This window comes from Rhizobium sp. FG113 (assembly GCF_057809895.1).
The window spans coordinates 39,531-54,853 of record NZ_JBMDKV010000002.1; the positions used below are offsets into that span (position 1 = coordinate 39,531).

Below are 15,323 nucleotides of genomic sequence, written 5' to 3' on the forward strand. Positions count from 1 at the left end.
TCGGACTTTTGAGGCCCCAGATTTTTGAGGCAAAGAACAATGGCAACAAAAACCTCGACAGCACAGTCGCAGCGCATGCTGCGCGTCGGCGAGCAGGTACGCGCCGCGATCACCCAGGTCCTGCAGCGCGGCGAAGTGCGCGACGACCTCCTGGAAAAGACCGTCATCTCCGTGTCCGAAGTGCGCATGTCGACCGACCTCAAGGTCGCGACCGCCTTCATCACGCCGCTCGGCGTGTCGGATCATGAGACGGTCATTACGGCGCTCAACCGCCACGCCAAATTCATCCGCGGCCGTCTCGGCCCGCATCTCAGGCAGATGAAATTCATGCCCGAGATCCGCTTCCGCGACGATACGAGCTTCGACAATTACAAGAAGATCGACGAGCTGCTGCGCTCGCCCGAGGTCATGCGCGACCTTGAAGACGGCGATACCGACGAAAAGTAACAGAAGAGCCTTATGTCCAAACCACGCAAGCCCAAAGGCCGCCCGATCTCGGGCTGGCTTATCCTTGACAAGCCCGTCGACTTCGGCTCGACCGAAGCCGTCTCCAAGATCAAGTGGCTGTTCAAGGCGCAGAAATGCGGCCATGCCGGTACGCTCGATCCGCTGGCTTCGGGCATGCTGCCGATCGCGCTTGGCGATGCGACCAAGACCGTTCCCTACGTCATGGACGGCCGCAAGATCTACGAATTCACCGTGACCTGGGGCGAACAACGCTCGACCGACGACCTCGAGGGCGAGGTTATCGAGAGCTCCGACAAGCGTCCGACCGAAGACGAGATCCTGGCGCTGCTGCCGAACTACACCGGTGTCATCAGTCAGGTCCCGCCGCAGTTCTCCGCGATCAAGATATCAGGCGAGCGCGCCTATGACCTCGCCCGCGAGGGTGAGACGGTCGAGATCCCCTCGCGTGAGGTCGAAATCTATCGCCTGACGCTGCTCGAATGCGAGAATGAGAATACAGCGCATTTCGAAGTCGAGTGCGGCAAGGGCACCTATGTCCGCGCGCTCGCCCGCGATTTCGGCCGCGATCTCGGCTGCTTCGGCCACATCTCCGGCCTGCGCCGCAGCTTCGTGGCGCCCTTCGCCGAGGAGACCATGATCCCGCTTGCCGAGCTCGTTGCGCTGGAAGACATTCAGGATGACGAAGAACGCCTGGCGGCACTCGATGCGCTTCTGATCGACACCAGCGAGGCGCTCTCCTCACTGCCGCATCTGATCGTCAACGACGACCAGGCCCACCGCCTGAAGATGGGCAACCCCATCCTGGTGCGCGGCCGCGATGCGCCGGTGGAAGAAAGCGAAGCCTATGCCACGGCCCGCGGCAAGCTGATCGCCATCGGCGAAATCGGCCAGGGCGAATTCCGCCCGAAGCGCGTCTTCGGTTGAGGCCGTTTACGCGGAAGAGGCGTCCCTGGCATGGCTCTTCCCTTTGCTGCCTGAATGGTTTATAGGCAGCGCCAGCATCAGGCATTGCTTGAATGCATTCGCGGCCAAAGCTGGACGACATCCCGGCTTTTGGCGACCTTATCTCCTCTCATCGAAAGGAACATCCGATGTCGATTACTGCTGAGCGCAAGACGGCACTTATCAAGGAATACGCAACGTTCGAAGGCGACACCGGTTCGCCCGAAGTTCAGGTTGCGATCCTCACCGAGCGCATCAACAACCTCACGGAACACTTCAAGGGCCACAAGAAGGATAACCATTCCCGCCGTGGCCTGCTGACGATGGTTTCGAGCCGCCGCTCGCTTCTTGACTACCTCAAGAAGAAGAACGAAGGCCGTTACACCAAGCTGATCACCAGCCTGGGTATCCGCCGCTAAGGCTTTTCGGCGGGCGCTCCTTATGGACGCCCGCCGCATTTGTTTCCGGGGAACGTTTCTCCGACCACCGCAGGACGCCCTAGGCGTTTGCGGGACTGCCCGCGGACCCGGATGGGCCGGATCCGCAAAACCAACCGTTGACCTGTCATGGGGCAGGATTGCCGGATGCTTTCGGCCAAGGCGCACACCTTGGCCCGATTTTCTCGACGAGGAAATCGAGACCACAAAGCCTCCCGTTGTCTTGCCCATGATGCGTCATCAACAATTGCGGTCGTCTGCGCCGTGCCCCAGGGCCAATGGCGCGCCTCCGCATTGAAGGACAAGACATATGTTCGACACTCATTCCGTGGAAATCGAGTGGGCAGGCCGCCCGCTGAAGCTCGAAACCGGCAAGATCGCCCGTCAGGCTGACGGCGCCGTTCTCGCGACCTACGGCGAAACCGTGGTTCTCGCCACCGTCGTTTCCGCCAAGGCGCCGAAGCCTGGCCAGGACTTCTTTCCGCTGACCGTCAACTACCAGGAAAAGACCTACGCAGCCGGCAAGATCCCCGGTGGCTACTTCAAGCGCGAAGGCCGTCCGTCGGAAAACGAAACGCTGGTTTCGCGCCTGATTGACCGCCCGATCCGCCCGCTCTTCCCTGAAGGCTACAAGAACGACACGCAGGTCGTCGTCACGGTCGTCCAGCACGATCTGGAAAACAACCCGGACGTTCTGTCGATGGTTGCCGCTTCGGCTGCTCTGACGCTCTCTGGCGTTCCCTTCATGGGTCCGGTCGGCGGCGCACGCGTCGGCTACATCAACGGCGAATACGTCCTGAACCCGCATCTCGACGAGATGGACGAGTCGATCCTCGACCTCGTTGTCGCCGGTACGCACGACGCCGTTCTGATGGTTGAATCCGAAGCCAAGGAACTGAACGAAGAAGTCATGCTCGGCGCCGTCATGTTCGGCCATAAGGGTTTCCAGCCGGTTCTCGACGCGATCATCAAGCTCGCCGAAGTGGCTGCCAAGGAGCCGCGCGACTTCCAGCCGGAAGACTTCTCCGAACTCGAAGCCGAAATGCTGAAGCACTTCGAAGCCGAGCTGCGCACCGCCTACAAGAACACGCAGAAGGCTGAACGCTACGCTGCCGTCGACGCCGTCAAGGCGAAGGTCAAGGCGCACTTCTTCCCTGAGGGCGAAGAGCCGAAGTACAACGCCGAAGTCATCGGCGCGATCTTCAAGCACCTGCAGGCCAAGATCGTTCGTTGGAACATCCTCGACACCAAGAGCCGCATCGACGGCCGCGACCTCGAGACCGTTCGCCCGATCGTATCGGAAGTCGGCCTCCTGCCGCGCACCCACGGTTCTGCTCTCTTCACCCGCGGTGAAACGCAGGCGATCGTCGTTGCCACGCTCGGCACCGGCGAAGACGAACAGTACGTCGATAGCCTGACGGGCATGTACAAGGAGCGCTTCCTGCTCCATTACAACTTCCCTCCCTACTCGGTTGGCGAAACCGGCCGCATGGGCTCTCCGGGCCGTCGCGAAATCGGTCACGGCAAGCTCGCTTGGCGCGCTATCCGCCCGATGCTTCCCTCGGCTGAACAGTTCCCCTACACGCTGCGCGTCGTCTCTGAGATCACCGAGTCCAACGGCTCGTCCTCGATGGCAACCGTCTGCGGCACCTCGCTCGCTCTGATGGACGCCGGTGTTCCTTTGGCTAAGCCGGTTGCCGGTATCGCCATGGGCCTGATCCTCGAAGGTGACCGCTTCGCCGTTCTCTCCGACATCCTCGGCGACGAAGACCACCTCGGCGACATGGACTTCAAGGTTGCAGGTACTGCCGACGGCATCACCTCGCTGCAGATGGACATCAAGATCGCCGGTATCACCGAAGAGATCATGAAGGTCGCTCTCGGCCAGGCACAGGGCGGTCGCACGCACATCCTCGGCGAAATGTCGAAGGCGATCTCCGAAGGCCGTTCGCAGCTCGGCGAATTCGCTCCGCGCATCGAAGTCATGAACATCCCGGTCGACAAGATCCGTGAAGTCATCGGCTCCGGCGGCAAGGTCATCCGCGAAATCGTCGAAAAGACCGGCGCGAAGATCAACATCGAAGACGACGGCACCGTGAAGATCGCCTCTTCCTCGGGCAAGGAAATCGAAGCGGCCCGCAAGTGGATCCACTCGATCGTTGCCGAGCCTGAAATCGGCGTGATCTACGAAGGTACTGTTGTGAAGACCGCCGACTTCGGCGCCTTCGTCAACTTCTTCGGCGCCCGCGACGGCCTCGTCCACATCTCGCAGCTTGCTTCCGAGCGTGTTGCCAAGACCCAAGACGTCGTCAAGGAAGGCCAGAAGGTTTGGGTCAAGCTCCTCGGCTTCGACGAGCGCGGCAAGGTCCGCCTGTCGATGAAGGTTGTCGACCAGGCAACCGGCCAGGAAATCCCTGCCGACAAGAAGAAGGAAGAAGCAGCCGAGTAAGCTGCGCCTTCCCTAGACTTCATGGGCGCGGGAATCTTCTCGCGCCCTTTTTCTATTCAGGATCGAGATAAAACGATGAGCAGCGAGACGCTGAAGACACTGTTCCACCCCTTTGTAAGCGGCACCGTCGAGGCGCCCGGCGAGGGCGAGCGCGTGCTCTTCCTCGGCGCCGAGGCAGGCTTCGCCCTGCCGCAGGGCTTTGCCGCCGCGCTGAGCGCCGTACAGGGCTTCCGGCCGCTGTACCGGCAGCTGCTCGCCCAGCGCATCGAAACCGCGCCTGAGGTCGAAGGCGAGGATTATGATGCCGTTCTGGTTCTCTGCAACAAGCACAAGGGCGAGAACGAGGCGAATATCGCCGAAGCACTCACGCGCGTGAAGATGGGCGGTCTCGTCGTCATCGCCGGCGGCAAGGAAGACGGCATCCAGCCGCTGCGCAAGCGCATGGAAGCCTTCGGCCTGTCGCTCGAGCATATGCCTAAGTATCACGGCGTCGCCTTCTGGTTCGGTGCGCCGGCCGATCCGTCCGAAATCATCGCCAAGTTCGCCAAGCCGGCTGTGCGCGTCGACGGCCGCTTCGAGGCCGCCGCGGGCATGTTCTCCCACGACCGCATCGACGACGGCTCGGAGCTGCTCGCCTCGCGCCTGCCCACCGATTTCACCGGCGATGTCGCCGATTTCGGCGCCGGCTGGGGCTACCTCTCCGTCGAGATGGCGGAACGCTCCCCGGGTGTGAGCCGCCTCGACCTCTACGAGGCGAATTACGCCGCGCTGGAGGCCGCCAAGGCCAACATCGAGGAGAACTGCCCGAATGTGCCGGCACGCTTCTTCTGGCACGATCTGGCGGGCGAGCCGGTCAAGGACAAGTACGACCTCATCATCATGAACCCGCCCTTCCACGAAAGCCATGCCGCCGAGCCGGCGCTCGGCCAGGCAATGATCAAGACCGCGGCGGCTTCGCTCCGCTCCGGCGGCCGCCTCCTGCTGGTCGCCAACCGTGGCCTGCCCTACGAGCCGGTGCTAGCGACTAGCTTCCGCGAAAGCGGCGAAACTTGCCGCAACGCTCGCTTCAAGGTCTTGTGGGCGAAGAAATAAGGCCTAGGGTACCTCGGTCCGCACACTCGCGTCCGAGGTCACCTTGCCTGTTTCAGAGCGTCATCATGACACTGTCGTTCACCTTGAGCGGCAGCTTCTGCGCAATATCGTTCTGCTGAAGCAGCTTTCGCTCTTCCCCGAAGATACCATTGCGCATCGCGTCTCGGATCGCACGGGATCGGGATCTCTCGTGCTCCTCAATGTCTCCGCCAGCCCCTATGATCGGGACGTCTATCCCGAGGCGGATTGGGTCGCTTTCATCTCAAGCGACGCTCCCGCCCTTACAGAACGGCTTCTCGAGCACGTGCCAGAGAATATCGGCGTCGTGTTCAAGGTGGCCAATGATGCCGACCGACGGCTCATTTCAACGCGCTACGCAACAGAGCAGAAAGCCTGCTATCTATCCTACACCGGGCAGGGCAGCGTCGGGCGCGATATCGACGTGGCTGTCACCGTCGCACCTGGAAACGCCGTTCTCGACGCGCTTGAGAAGCAAGGGCACGCCTGCAACTGGCTGCAAGCCCTGCTCGATGCCGATGAGGCTTTCGTCTGCATCCTCGGTCCCGAGGACGAGCCGCAATCGCTGTGCTTCGTCTTCCGGAACTATGCGGCGGTCTGGGAGATTGGCGGCGTCTATACCGCCGAGAATTCGCGGGGTCGAGGTTTCGCGGGTAAAGTCGTCCGCACGGCCCTGGCCGAACTTGCCAAGAGAAACATGCTCTCGCGCTATCAAGTCAGCGCCGACAACGGCGCCTCGATTCGCGTTGCCGAGAAGCTTGGCATGCAGCGCTTCATGACGCTTACACACCACCTGCGCTTGCCGACCGCTTAGCCGTAAACGCGTTACCGGCCCGAGGCCGGGAAGTGAGCGGCATCCATTGCTCCCCGGTCGTCCGAAGATATACGGGAGCGGTAGAAACGAAAAAGGCCATGCGCAATATAATGCGCATGGCCCTGCATTCGGTTCTGGCTGGCTGCCGCTTACTCGGCGTCGGCCTTGCGCAGCGTATCGAGTGCCGGCATCGAGGTGATGTTGAAGCCGGCGTCGACGAAGTGGATTTCGCCGGTGACGCCTGCCGCCATGTCGGAGAGCAGGTAGAGCGCCGAGTTGCCGACGTGATCGATCGTCACGGTCTTGCGCAGCGGCGAGTTCTGCTGGTTCCACGACAGGATGGCGCGGGCGTCCGAAATGCCGGCGCCGGCGAGCGTGCGGATCGGGCCGGCGGAGATCGCGTTGACGCGAATGCCGCGCGGGCCGTAATCAGCCGCCAGATAGCGTACAGAGGCCTCAAGAGCCGCCTTGGCGACACCCATGACGTTATAGTTCGGGATGACGCGCGTCGAGCCGTTATAGGTCAGCGTCAGCATCGAGCCGCCTTCGTTCATCAAAGGCGCCAGACGCTTGGCGATTTCGGTGAACGAGAAACAGGAGATCACCATCGTGCGGCTGAAATTCTCGCGCGTGGTGTCGGCGTAGAGGCCCTTGAGCTCGTTCTTGTCGGAAAAGCCGATGGCGTGCACGACGAAATCGAGCGTGCCCCAGCGTTCCTTGATCGCGTCGACCGTGGCGTCGACGGACGCGATATCCTCGACGTCGCATGGCAGCACGAAGTCGGAGCCGACTTCGGCGGCAAGCGGCTTGACGCGCTTGCCCAGCGCATCGCCCTGGTAGGTGAAGGCAAGTTCCGCGCCCTGTGCCGCCAGCGCCTTGGAGATACCCCAGGCGATGGAGTGGTTGTTCGCGACACCCATGATAAGCCCGCGCTTACCCTGCATGATTCCCGTCATGTTATTATCCGTTGTAGCGCTGGAAGACGAGCGTGGCGTTGGTGCCGCCGAAGCCGAAGGAGTTGGAAAGCGCGATGTCGATCTTGGCGTCGTCGATGCGCTTGCGCACGATCGGCACGCCGTCGAACTCAGGGTCAAGCTCGGTGATATGAGCGCTTTCGCCGATGAAACCGGCCTGCATCATCAACAGCGAATAGATCGATTCCTGCACGCCGGCAGCGCCCAGCGAGTGGCCGGTCAGCGACTTTGTCGACTGGATGTGCGGGATCTTGTTGCCGAACACTTCGCGGATCGCGCCGATTTCCTTGCTGTCGCCAACAGGCGTCGAGGTGCCGTGCGTGTTGACGTAGTCGACATCGCCCTTCACCGTCGAGAGCGCCTGGCGCATGCAGCGGATCGCGCCTTCGCCCGACGGAGCGACCATGTCGTAGCCGTCGGAAGTGGCGCCATAGCCGACGATTTCGGCGTAGATCTTGGCGCCGCGGGCCTTGGCGTGTTCCAGCTCTTCGAGAACCAGAACGCCGGCGCCGCCGGCAATGACGAAGCCGTCGCGGGTCGCGTCATAGGCGCGCGATGCGGTCTCTGGCGTGTCGTTGTACTTCGAGGACATGGCGCCCATGGCGTCGAACAGGTTCGACATCGTCCAGTCGAGATCCTCGTGGCCGCCGGCGAACATGATGTCCTGCTTGCCCCACTGGATCATCTCAGCGGCATTGCCGATGCAATGCGCCGATGTCGAGCAGGCGGACGAGATCGAGTAGTTGACGCCGTGGATCTTGAACCAGGTCGCGAGCGTGGCCGATGCCGTCGAAGACATTGCCTTCGGCACGGCGAATGGGCCTATACGCTTCGGGCTGTTGTTCTTGAGGGTGATCTCGGCGGCTTCGATCAGCGTGCGGGTCGAAGGACCACCCGAGCCCATGATGATGCCGGTGCGCTCGTTTTCGCTGTAGTCCTTTTCCTCAAGACCGGAATCGGCGAGCGCCTGCTTCATCGCGACGTGGTTCCAGGCGCCGCCCTGCGACAGGAAGCGCATGGCGCGACGATCGACCAGATCCGTCGGATCGAGCGAAGGGCGACCCCAGACCTGGCACTTGAAGCCGTGCTCGGCGAAATCGTTGGAAAAGGAAATGCCGGACTTGGCATCGCGCAGCGAAGCGGTGACCTCGGCGGCGTCATTGCCGATCGAGGAAACGACGCCCAGACCCGTGACAACTACCCGTCTCATGTGTTTCGACCTTTTCGTTTTTTCTAACTTGGAAAACCGGGCATGGATGCCCGGTGCAATCAGGCGTCTTTGTCCTTGGACAGGCCGACGCGCAGGTCGGAGGCCTGGTAAATGGTTTCGCCATCGGCCTTCAGCCAGCCGTCGGCGGTGCCGAGCACCAGGCGGCCGCGCATGACGCGCTTGAAGTCGATGCCGTATTCGAGGAGCTTCGTGGTCGGGCGGATCATGCCCTTGAACTTCACTTCACCCGTAGACAGCGCCATGCCGCGGCCAGGCTCGCCGAGCCAGCCGAGGAAGAAGCCGGTCAGCTGCCACATGCCGTCGAGGCCGAGGCAGCCCGGCATGATCGGGTTGCCCTGGAAGTGGCAGGGGAAATACCAATCGTCTGGCTTCACATCGTACTCGGCGCGGATATAGCCCTTGTCGAAGGCGCCGCCGGTTTCGGAGATGTCGGTGATGCGGTGAACCATGAGCATTGGCGGCAGAGGAAGCTGCGCGTTGCCGGGGCCGAAAAGCTCACCGCGGCCGCATGCCAGGATTTCCTCATAGTTGAAGCTGGATTGTTTCGTCGCCATGAAAACTCTAATTCCCCCCGCAACTAAGCTGATGGATGTGAACGTTTAATCCAAGTTCGACGGAAAATGAAGCATAAGCATGACTGAGCTTCACCCACGTCCAAGGACCGGCTGCGCGCCTTATTTGGTGGTCGCATACAGGAAGGCCAAGCCCCCGGCCAGCACTAATTACGCAAAAAGCCCGATTTCGCGGCGCTTTGACACCTGTTGTCCCCATTGAAACTATTGAAAGCCATTCGTGCAAAAGTTATATGGCTAAGGGAAACCTGATTGCGGGACGCTAGATTAGCTGGAGTTTATTGATGGCGGCTGAAGCCCCTCTTACCATTGAAGCAAGGTTGCGGGGCGCTGGCCTCAGGCCGACGCGCCAACGCGTCGCGCTCGGCGACCTGCTCTTTGCAAAGGGCGATCGGCATTTGACCGTCGAGGAACTGCACGAAGAGGCCGTTGTCGCCGGCGTGCCGGTATCGCTCGCCACCGTCTACAACACGCTGCACCAGTTTACCGAGGCCGGCATGATCCGCGTTCTCGCGGTCGAAAGCGCCAAGACCTATTTCGACACCAATGTCTCCGATCACCACCACTTCTTCGTGGAAGGCGACAATGACGTGCTCGATATTCCTGTCAGCAACCTCACCATCGACAATCTGCCGGAGCCGCCGGAGGGCATGGAAATCGCCCATGTCGACGTGGTGATCCGCCTGCGCCCCAAGCGCAGCTGATCAGCACCTGATCCAGATCGATTTTTACATTACATCGTCGGGATGTCGCCCGGGCTTTGCCTTGTAGGTCGGAAACGTCCAGCCGTAGTAGAGCGCCCCGCCGCGCACCGCGAATGCCGCAAGCACGCCCGCGGCTGATGCCGCATAGAGCGGTAGCCCGAACTCATTGGCACCGGTGAAGATCGCCGCGCCGACCAGTGCCGCGCTGATGTAGATTTCCGGCCTCAGCAGCACCGAGGGCTCGTTGGCGACAAGATCGCGCAACACGCCGCCGAAGGTCGCCGTCAGCGTGCCGGTGACGATCGCGATGGTCGGCGAGCCGGTGGCGGCCAGCCCCTTGGCCGCACCCATGGCGCAATAGGCCGAAAGCCCGACCGCATCGAGCCAGATCAGCAGCCGGTAGCGCGATTCCACCATATGCGCGGTGAAGAACACCAAGACGCCGGCGGCACAGCAGACCAGGATATAGGTGGGGTTCAGAACCCAGAAGACCGGCACGCGACCCAGGACGATGTCGCGCACCGTGCCGCCGCCGATGCCGGTGATGACCGCGAAGAACAGGAAGCCGATGAGATCGAGCTGCTTGCGCGAGGCGGCAAGCGCGCCCGTTGCCGCAAACAGGGCAACGCCGGCATAGTCGAGATAGACGAATGGCGACATCGCGTGCTCCAATGGCGATCTTTCCCTCGAATAATCATGGCCGCAAGGGCGGCGCAAGGCGGATCAGCCAAACTCACGAACCAATGGCGTCCTTATCCGACGAAAAGAGAACCTGTGAAAACGCTGCTGATCGCCTTGAACCTCGTTGCGGCCCTGACCGTATCCTCCGCGGCCTACGCCCAGCAGTCGCTGCTTCCCGATCCTGAGATTTACGAGAAGGATCATTTCAAGCAGCAATGCACCGAGGTCGAGTTCTCCGACGGTTTCGTCACCCATCAGGACATCAACAATGACGGGCTGGTCGACGTCGTCGTCAACGAGGGCGAAATGACCTGCGACGGCACCAAGGGCCCGCAGTGCGACGAGGACGGCTGCGTCTACAATTTCTATCTGCAGGTCGCCGAGGGCGGCTACTTCATGATCGCCACCGCCAAGACCTATGGCTATGATTTCGTGCAGCGCTTCGGCAACAAGGTGCTAGCAATGAAGATGCACCCGCGCTTCTGTGACCGGCCCGACGGCGATCCGAAGACCGATCCCTGCGTCATCACAACCCGCGTGCGCGGCACCAAGTTCGTCACGATCTCCAAGAAGTAGCCGGAAGCAGCCGGGCTCAGCGCGGATAAAGCTCCGAGGTGCGCCCGGCGAAGTAATATCCGACAAGGCCGAACCATTCGCGGATCGCCGTTGCCATGTTCTGCGCGTTCCGGCTCGGCTGGGTGAAGTCGAGCCCCAGGCGCTCGTGGCCGTCTGTCCGGTAGTCCGTCGGCCACGGCGTCACGTCGATGCCGAGCTTGCGAAAGATCCCGACCGAGCGCGGCATGTGATAGCCGGAGGTGATCAGCAGGCAGTTGGAAAGCCCCTGGCCCGCCAGCAGGTCCTTGGTGTTGACGGCGTTTTCAAAGGTGGTCCGCGAGGTTGTCTCCTGGACCAGCCGCTCCTTCGCCACGCCGAACAGCGGGAAGAACCGCTCCGCCATGGCCGCGTCGCCTTCATAGATACCAGACATCGACCCATCGCCGCCCGAGACGAGAATGCGCGACTGCGGATATTTCTGCGCCAGCCTTAGCGTCTCGATGAACCGGTCGCCGCCGGCATTCATCTCGATCCCGTGGCGCGATGTATTGACCTCATTCTCGAAGCCGCCGCCAAGCACGATCATGCATGTGAGCTCAGCCGGATCCTGCGGCTTGGCGAAGCGATCCTCCAGCCCTTGCAGCAGATAGTTGCCTGATGTCGTATAGAGCGTGAGGAAGAGCACCAGCGTGGCGCAGGCGGTCGCGAGCAGGCTGATGATGCGAAAGCGGATCAGCCCCGCGATCAACGCGACGAGGACCAGCAGGAAAGCCAGCGACAGGGGCTGGCCGAAAATCCAGACGAGTTTCGAGAAGACAAACACGCGGGGGCCTCCGTTCCTGCATCGGTTCTGGAACGACGTCTAGCTGATTCGCGCTGACGATGATGCGACGATCACTTCGCGCGCTGAACCGACGCGCGCGTGGTAGCCGACTGGTTGAACCGCCGCTGCAGCGGCTTCGGGATGAGAAGCGCAGCCAGCGCGATCAACATCGCGAAGCCGGCGACCACCCACAGCGCCGACGCACCCGCAACCTGCGTCAGCAGCGCGCCGGCTATGGCGCCGAGCAGCATGCCGAGCCAGGGAACGATCTGGATCGTCCAGTCGAGCCGCCGGTCGCCGATCAGAAAGCGGCCGATGCCGCGCCCGAAACGCGACAACGCCCCGGTCACATAGGTGAGCCCGATCGGCAGCCCCTCGATATGCTCCACCGCGGCATTCACCATCCCCATGGAGGCGACGATCAGGTAGAAGCGGGGGAGCGCAAGGCCGGGCTCGCTCATCAGCGAGGCGCCCGCCAGCATCAACCCGACGCAGCCGAGCACCACGAAAACCCGTCGCTCGGCGAAATGCGCAAGCACGATCCCGGTGGCATTGCTGAGCACGAAGACGGTGATCGCCGCGATCAGCACCGCCGCATGTCCGAAGTTGCCTGCTCCAAGCGAAAGTGCCGCGCGCGTCGTATTCCCGGTCATGAACGACACGAAATCACCGCTCAAAACCAGTCCCGTCGCATCCGTCATCCCCGCCAAGAACGAGATCGAGCCCGCGAGCACCAATCCGGTCGCGGTGCGCCTGGTGTGAATGATCCGCCTGCGTCTTTGTCGTGTCATGGGTGGGGTCCGGGGGCGCTGAAATGGTGCCGGAGACCGTGAGCCTCGCGGCGTAAAAAGGGCTGTTTGAAAACTGTCCGCAGAGCATACGCCCGAGAGGGCGGGGAAGGCAATTATGGTAGGTTGTGTAGACTGCTATTCAGATCGGTGCAGTAGTAGAGAAGACACTCACGTTGATTCGAAGGTGCTGAATTGGAGTTTGGCGAATACATAGTATACGTCGACGAAAGCGGCGATCACAGCATGACGTCGATTGATGAGAATTATCCCATATTCTCGCTTGCGTTCTGCATATTCAAGAAGACCGACTACGTCCGCATCGCCGTACCTGCGATGCAGGAATTCAAGTTCAGATGGTTCGGCCACGATACTGTCGTCATGCATGAGTCTGACATCGTCAAAAAGCGCGGCCCATTTCATTTCCTGCAGTATGACAGGCTAAGAGCGCGCTTCATGGAGGACTTGACGCAGATCATCGAGCAAATGCCGATGACGGTCATTGCGTCGGTTATCCGGAAGGAAAACTTGAAACGAAAATACGCCCGTCCGGACAACCCTTACCAACTCGGCCTCCTGTTTTGCATGGAAAAGACACACGCTTTCATCAAGCACAACGGAGATCACGAACAGCAGTGCCATATCGTTTGCGAGTCGCGTAGTCCTAAGGAGAAGGCTGGGCAAGGCAAGGAAGACGCGGCATTGGAACTTGAGTTCCGCCGAATCGTAGCGGGAGATCATTACCTGCAAGGCGGACGCGAGGAATCGAAGATGCCATGTTTTGACATCGTATTTGCCTCGAAGCAGGCAAATTCCACCGGTTTACAGATCGCCGATCTCATCGCCCGCCCAATCGGCCTACGCATATTGAAAGGCAATCAGCCCAACAGAGCTTTTGATGTTATTCGGGAGAAACTTTGGAAGGGCCCTGCCGACAAGAGTTTCTCATCAGGCTTGAAGGTATTCCCTTAAAAGCGAAAGGCCCCGGTAAACCGAGGCCACGACGCCGACCAGGAACGAACCCCAATCCATTTAGCTACAACATACAAGGATTTTAGAAAAAGTCAAGTCGATTCAATGGGTTGGCGGAAATTGCGCTAAGTGTATGTAAAGACTCGTCTATTGGATTCTCTTTATTGCGTAGCCTTCAGTCCTTCGATGATCGGGAGCTTTAACCGCAGCTTACATGCCACGGGATCGGACCGGTAATTCTAGTCGACAAACTGATTGGAAAAAATTGGTGGAGCTAAGCGGGATCGAACCGCTGACCTCTTGCATGCCATGCAAGCGCTCTCCCAGCTGAGCTATAGCCCCATCAGGGTGGACCGGTTTGTGCCGGGCCTGGGATGCTTCGCGAAGCGCTTGTCCTCGGGAAGTGGCGGCTTAATACGTGCGGTTTTCGCAGATGGCAAGCCTAAAAAAACGGCCCGGTGAATTTTTCTCGCCCGGGCCGATCCTTGTTCGAAATCAGACGTCTTCTTCGTCGCCGGTCACGCCGATGATGTCGCTCATGTCGTCATCGTCGTCGTCTTCGTCAGCTTCCAGGAAGGTATCGTCGTCGTCATCGCCTTCGATTTCGACGTCATCGTCGCCCATGTCAGGGATATCGTCGCCGGATGCATCGCCGTCTGCGTCCTCGAGCGAGACCAGTTCGACTTCCGTGCTTTCGGTATCGACTTCTGCCACTTCTTCCTCTTCCTGCGCGGCTTCAGCAGCGGCTGCAGCCGAGCTTTCGACGAAGAAGGAGAGCGGGTAGGTCTTGCCCGTGTAAGGAGAAACGATCGGGTTCCGGTTCAGGTCGTAGAATTTCTTGCCGGTTTCCGGATCGGTACGCTTGGTTCCAAGTTCAGCTTTCGCCACTGTTGAGCCTCGTGATCGTGAGAATGGCCGAACCTGAGTTCGGCAAATGCCGTTGAAACCGGCGTTCTGTTCGGAATTTATAAGCCGGTCCCCATAATCGTTGCGGGCCGCCATGTCAAAGCCTAACTTCATGTGCCGCCACCGCAAGCGCCATGCGCCGCGCCGGATGACCGGGCCGACGCTTTGTGCTAGTGAGCCGCGAATACTCGATGGGCAACGTGACGCCGGCAGGTTCCGGCTGCAAGACGGATGGGCGACATGTATCAGCCACCGCATTTCAGGGAAGACGATCTTGGCATCCAGCAGGCGCTGATCAGGGCGCATCCGCTCGGCCTTTTGATCACGACCGGCGCCTCCGGCCTGATGGCCAATTCCGTGCCCTTTCATCTCGATGCGGCGGCGTCCGAAAAGGGTACGCTTCGGCTGCATCTGGCTAGGGCCAATCCGCAGTGGCGCGATCTCCAAGATGGCGCCGAGCTGCTTGTCGTCTTCCAGGGGGCCGACAGCTATGTCACGCCCTCCTGGTACGAAACCAAGCGCGAGACCGGCAAGGTGGTGCCGACCTGGAACTACGCTGTCGTGCAGGTCCGCGGCACCGCCCGCGTCATCGACGACGCCGATTGGCTCTTGGCGCAGATCACCGCGCTGACCACGCAACACGAGACGCCGCGTGAACAGCCATGGGCCGTCAGCGATGCGCCGGATGCCTATGTGAAGGCGCAGATGAAGGGCATCGTCGGCGTCGAGATCGAGATCACCGCCATCGAGGGCAAGTGGAAAGTCAGCCAGAACCGGCCGAGCGCCGACCGCGAAGGTGTCGCGGCGGGGCTCGGCGAAACGGCGGGGCAGGGCGAGATGACGGATCTCGTGCGCCGCTATGGCGACCTCGCTGACGCCGGCAAAGAGAATTGAGAC

Annotated in this window: 17 protein-coding genes and 1 tRNA gene; 10 read left to right on the forward strand and 8 right to left on the reverse strand. The window is 61.0% G+C overall.

Annotated features, from left to right (window positions below; translation table 11 throughout):
- The first annotated feature begins 39 nt into the window (after positions 1 to 39).
- The 6 genes from rbfA to ACODTZ_RS07245 all read left to right on the forward strand — a co-directional run bounded on the left by rbfA (position 40) and on the right by ACODTZ_RS07245 (position 6,220).
- Positions 40 to 447: a 30S ribosome-binding factor RbfA gene (gene rbfA, locus ACODTZ_RS07220; RefSeq protein WP_018899114.1), complete on the forward strand. Its 408-nt coding sequence runs from the start codon at positions 40 to 42 to the stop codon at positions 445 to 447.
- Between the two features lie 12 nt (positions 448 to 459).
- The gene (gene truB / locus ACODTZ_RS07225; protein WP_489024894.1) at positions 460 to 1,392 is read left to right on the forward strand and encodes a tRNA pseudouridine(55) synthase TruB; all 933 of its coding nucleotides are present in this window, start codon (positions 460 to 462) and stop codon (positions 1,390 to 1,392) included.
- A 167-nt stretch (positions 1,393 to 1,559) separates the two neighbouring features.
- A complete protein-coding gene (rpsO, locus tag ACODTZ_RS07230; RefSeq protein ID WP_026283114.1) occupies positions 1,560 to 1,829 on the forward strand; it encodes a 30S ribosomal protein S15 in 270 nt (89 codons plus the stop codon).
- A gap of 328 nt (positions 1,830 to 2,157) precedes the next feature.
- Positions 2,158 to 4,296, forward strand: coding sequence for a polyribonucleotide nucleotidyltransferase (gene pnp / locus ACODTZ_RS07235; RefSeq protein WP_489024896.1), 2,139 nt, complete (start codon positions 2,158 to 2,160; stop codon positions 4,294 to 4,296).
- A gap of 75 nt (positions 4,297 to 4,371) precedes the next feature.
- Positions 4,372 to 5,388 carry a class I SAM-dependent methyltransferase gene (locus ACODTZ_RS07240; RefSeq protein ID WP_489024898.1) on the forward strand — a complete coding sequence of 339 codons (1,017 nt, stop codon included), beginning with the start codon at positions 4,372 to 4,374 and terminating at the stop codon, positions 5,386 to 5,388.
- 43 nt (positions 5,389 to 5,431) lie between these two features.
- A complete protein-coding gene (locus tag ACODTZ_RS07245; protein WP_489024900.1) occupies positions 5,432 to 6,220 on the forward strand; it encodes a GNAT family N-acetyltransferase in 789 nt (262 codons plus the stop codon).
- Between the two features lie 149 nt (positions 6,221 to 6,369).
- Here ACODTZ_RS07245 and fabI read toward each other — a convergent pair whose 3' ends face one another.
- From fabI to fabA, 3 genes are read right to left on the reverse strand one after another with little or no spacing between them, the layout of a single operon-like run.
- Entirely contained in the window at positions 6,370 to 7,176 is an 807-nt protein-coding gene (fabI, locus tag ACODTZ_RS07250) for an enoyl-ACP reductase FabI (protein WP_018899121.1), read from the reverse strand.
- Positions 7,177 to 7,180: 4 nt separating this feature from the next.
- A complete protein-coding gene (fabB, locus tag ACODTZ_RS07255) occupies positions 7,181 to 8,404 on the reverse strand; it encodes a beta-ketoacyl-ACP synthase I (protein ID WP_047506561.1) in 1,224 nt (407 codons plus the stop codon).
- Between the two features lie 59 nt (positions 8,405 to 8,463).
- Positions 8,464 to 8,979 carry a 3-hydroxyacyl-[acyl-carrier-protein] dehydratase FabA gene (gene fabA / locus ACODTZ_RS07260; protein WP_018899123.1) on the reverse strand — a complete coding sequence of 172 codons (516 nt, stop codon included), beginning with the start codon at positions 8,977 to 8,979 and terminating at the stop codon, positions 8,464 to 8,466.
- A gap of 302 nt (positions 8,980 to 9,281) precedes the next feature.
- On the opposite strand from fabA, the gene irrA reads away from it, so the two are divergent.
- On the forward strand, positions 9,282 to 9,701 hold the full coding sequence (gene irrA / locus ACODTZ_RS07265) for an iron response transcriptional regulator IrrA (RefSeq protein WP_026283115.1): 420 nt from the start codon (positions 9,282 to 9,284) through the stop codon (positions 9,699 to 9,701).
- A gap of 24 nt (positions 9,702 to 9,725) precedes the next feature.
- Here irrA and ACODTZ_RS07270 read toward each other — a convergent pair whose 3' ends face one another.
- Entirely contained in the window at positions 9,726 to 10,361 is a 636-nt protein-coding gene (locus tag ACODTZ_RS07270; protein WP_018899125.1) for a trimeric intracellular cation channel family protein, read from the reverse strand.
- A gap of 114 nt (positions 10,362 to 10,475) precedes the next feature.
- On the opposite strand from ACODTZ_RS07270, the gene ACODTZ_RS07275 reads away from it, so the two are divergent.
- Positions 10,476 to 10,958, forward strand: coding sequence for a hypothetical protein (locus ACODTZ_RS07275; RefSeq protein ID WP_489024904.1), 483 nt, complete (start codon positions 10,476 to 10,478; stop codon positions 10,956 to 10,958).
- Between the two features lie 16 nt (positions 10,959 to 10,974).
- Here ACODTZ_RS07275 and ACODTZ_RS07280 read toward each other — a convergent pair whose 3' ends face one another.
- Both ACODTZ_RS07280 and ACODTZ_RS07285 read right to left on the reverse strand, forming a co-directional pair.
- Positions 10,975 to 11,760 carry a YdcF family protein gene (locus tag ACODTZ_RS07280; protein WP_489024905.1) on the reverse strand — a complete coding sequence of 262 codons (786 nt, stop codon included), beginning with the start codon at positions 11,758 to 11,760 and terminating at the stop codon, positions 10,975 to 10,977.
- 71 nt (positions 11,761 to 11,831) lie between these two features.
- The gene (locus tag ACODTZ_RS07285; RefSeq protein WP_489024906.1) at positions 11,832 to 12,551 is read right to left on the reverse strand and encodes a YoaK family protein; all 720 of its coding nucleotides are present in this window, start codon (positions 12,549 to 12,551) and stop codon (positions 11,832 to 11,834) included.
- A gap of 192 nt (positions 12,552 to 12,743) precedes the next feature.
- Between ACODTZ_RS07285 and ACODTZ_RS07290 the strand changes: the two genes are divergently transcribed.
- On the forward strand, positions 12,744 to 13,520 hold the full coding sequence (locus ACODTZ_RS07290; protein ID WP_489024907.1) for a DUF3800 domain-containing protein: 777 nt from the start codon (positions 12,744 to 12,746) through the stop codon (positions 13,518 to 13,520).
- Between the two features lie 266 nt (positions 13,521 to 13,786).
- Here the strand turns inward: ACODTZ_RS07290 and ACODTZ_RS07295 are convergent.
- Both ACODTZ_RS07295 and ACODTZ_RS07300 read right to left on the reverse strand, forming a co-directional pair.
- Positions 13,787 to 13,862: transfer RNA gene (locus ACODTZ_RS07295), tRNA-Ala, on the reverse strand.
- A 153-nt stretch (positions 13,863 to 14,015) separates the two neighbouring features.
- Complete coding sequence (locus ACODTZ_RS07300) at positions 14,016 to 14,408, reverse strand: TIGR02300 family protein (protein WP_018899129.1); 393 nt, start codon at positions 14,406 to 14,408, stop codon at positions 14,016 to 14,018.
- A gap of 258 nt (positions 14,409 to 14,666) precedes the next feature.
- On the opposite strand from ACODTZ_RS07300, the gene ACODTZ_RS07305 reads away from it, so the two are divergent.
- Positions 14,667 to 15,320, forward strand: coding sequence for an FMN-binding negative transcriptional regulator (locus ACODTZ_RS07305; protein ID WP_489024909.1), 654 nt, complete (start codon positions 14,667 to 14,669; stop codon positions 15,318 to 15,320).
- Positions 15,321 to 15,323: the final 3 nt, after the last annotated feature.

What these genes read in the sequence shown, in the direction of transcription:
- ACODTZ_RS07240 (WP_489024898.1), top strand. Translation starts at nt 4,372, where the DNA reads ATGAGCAGCGAGACGCTGAAGACACTGTTCCACCCCTTTGTAAGCGGC.
- ACODTZ_RS07305 (WP_489024909.1), top strand. Translation starts at nt 14,667, where the DNA reads ATGTATCAGCCACCGCATTTCAGGGAAGACGATCTTGGCATCCAGCAG.
- irrA (WP_026283115.1), top strand. Translation starts at nt 9,282, where the DNA reads ATGGCGGCTGAAGCCCCTCTTACCATTGAAGCAAGGTTGCGGGGCGCT.
- fabA (WP_018899123.1), bottom strand. Translation starts at nt 8,979, where the DNA reads ATGGCGACGAAACAATCCAGCTTCAACTATGAGGAAATCCTGGCATGC.
- rpsO (WP_026283114.1), top strand. Translation starts at nt 1,560, where the DNA reads ATGTCGATTACTGCTGAGCGCAAGACGGCACTTATCAAGGAATACGCA.
- fabB (WP_047506561.1), bottom strand. Translation starts at nt 8,404, where the DNA reads ATGAGACGGGTAGTTGTCACGGGTCTGGGCGTCGTTTCCTCGATCGGC.
- ACODTZ_RS07285 (WP_489024906.1), bottom strand. Translation starts at nt 12,551, where the DNA reads ATGACACGACAAAGACGCAGGCGGATCATTCACACCAGGCGCACCGCG.
- truB (WP_489024894.1), top strand. Translation starts at nt 460, where the DNA reads ATGTCCAAACCACGCAAGCCCAAAGGCCGCCCGATCTCGGGCTGGCTT.
- pnp (WP_489024896.1), top strand. Translation starts at nt 2,158, where the DNA reads ATGTTCGACACTCATTCCGTGGAAATCGAGTGGGCAGGCCGCCCGCTG.
- ACODTZ_RS07270 (WP_018899125.1), bottom strand. Translation starts at nt 10,361, where the DNA reads ATGTCGCCATTCGTCTATCTCGACTATGCCGGCGTTGCCCTGTTTGCG.
- rbfA (WP_018899114.1), top strand. Translation starts at nt 40, where the DNA reads ATGGCAACAAAAACCTCGACAGCACAGTCGCAGCGCATGCTGCGCGTC.
- fabI (WP_018899121.1), bottom strand. Translation starts at nt 7,176, where the DNA reads ATGACGGGAATCATGCAGGGTAAGCGCGGGCTTATCATGGGTGTCGCG.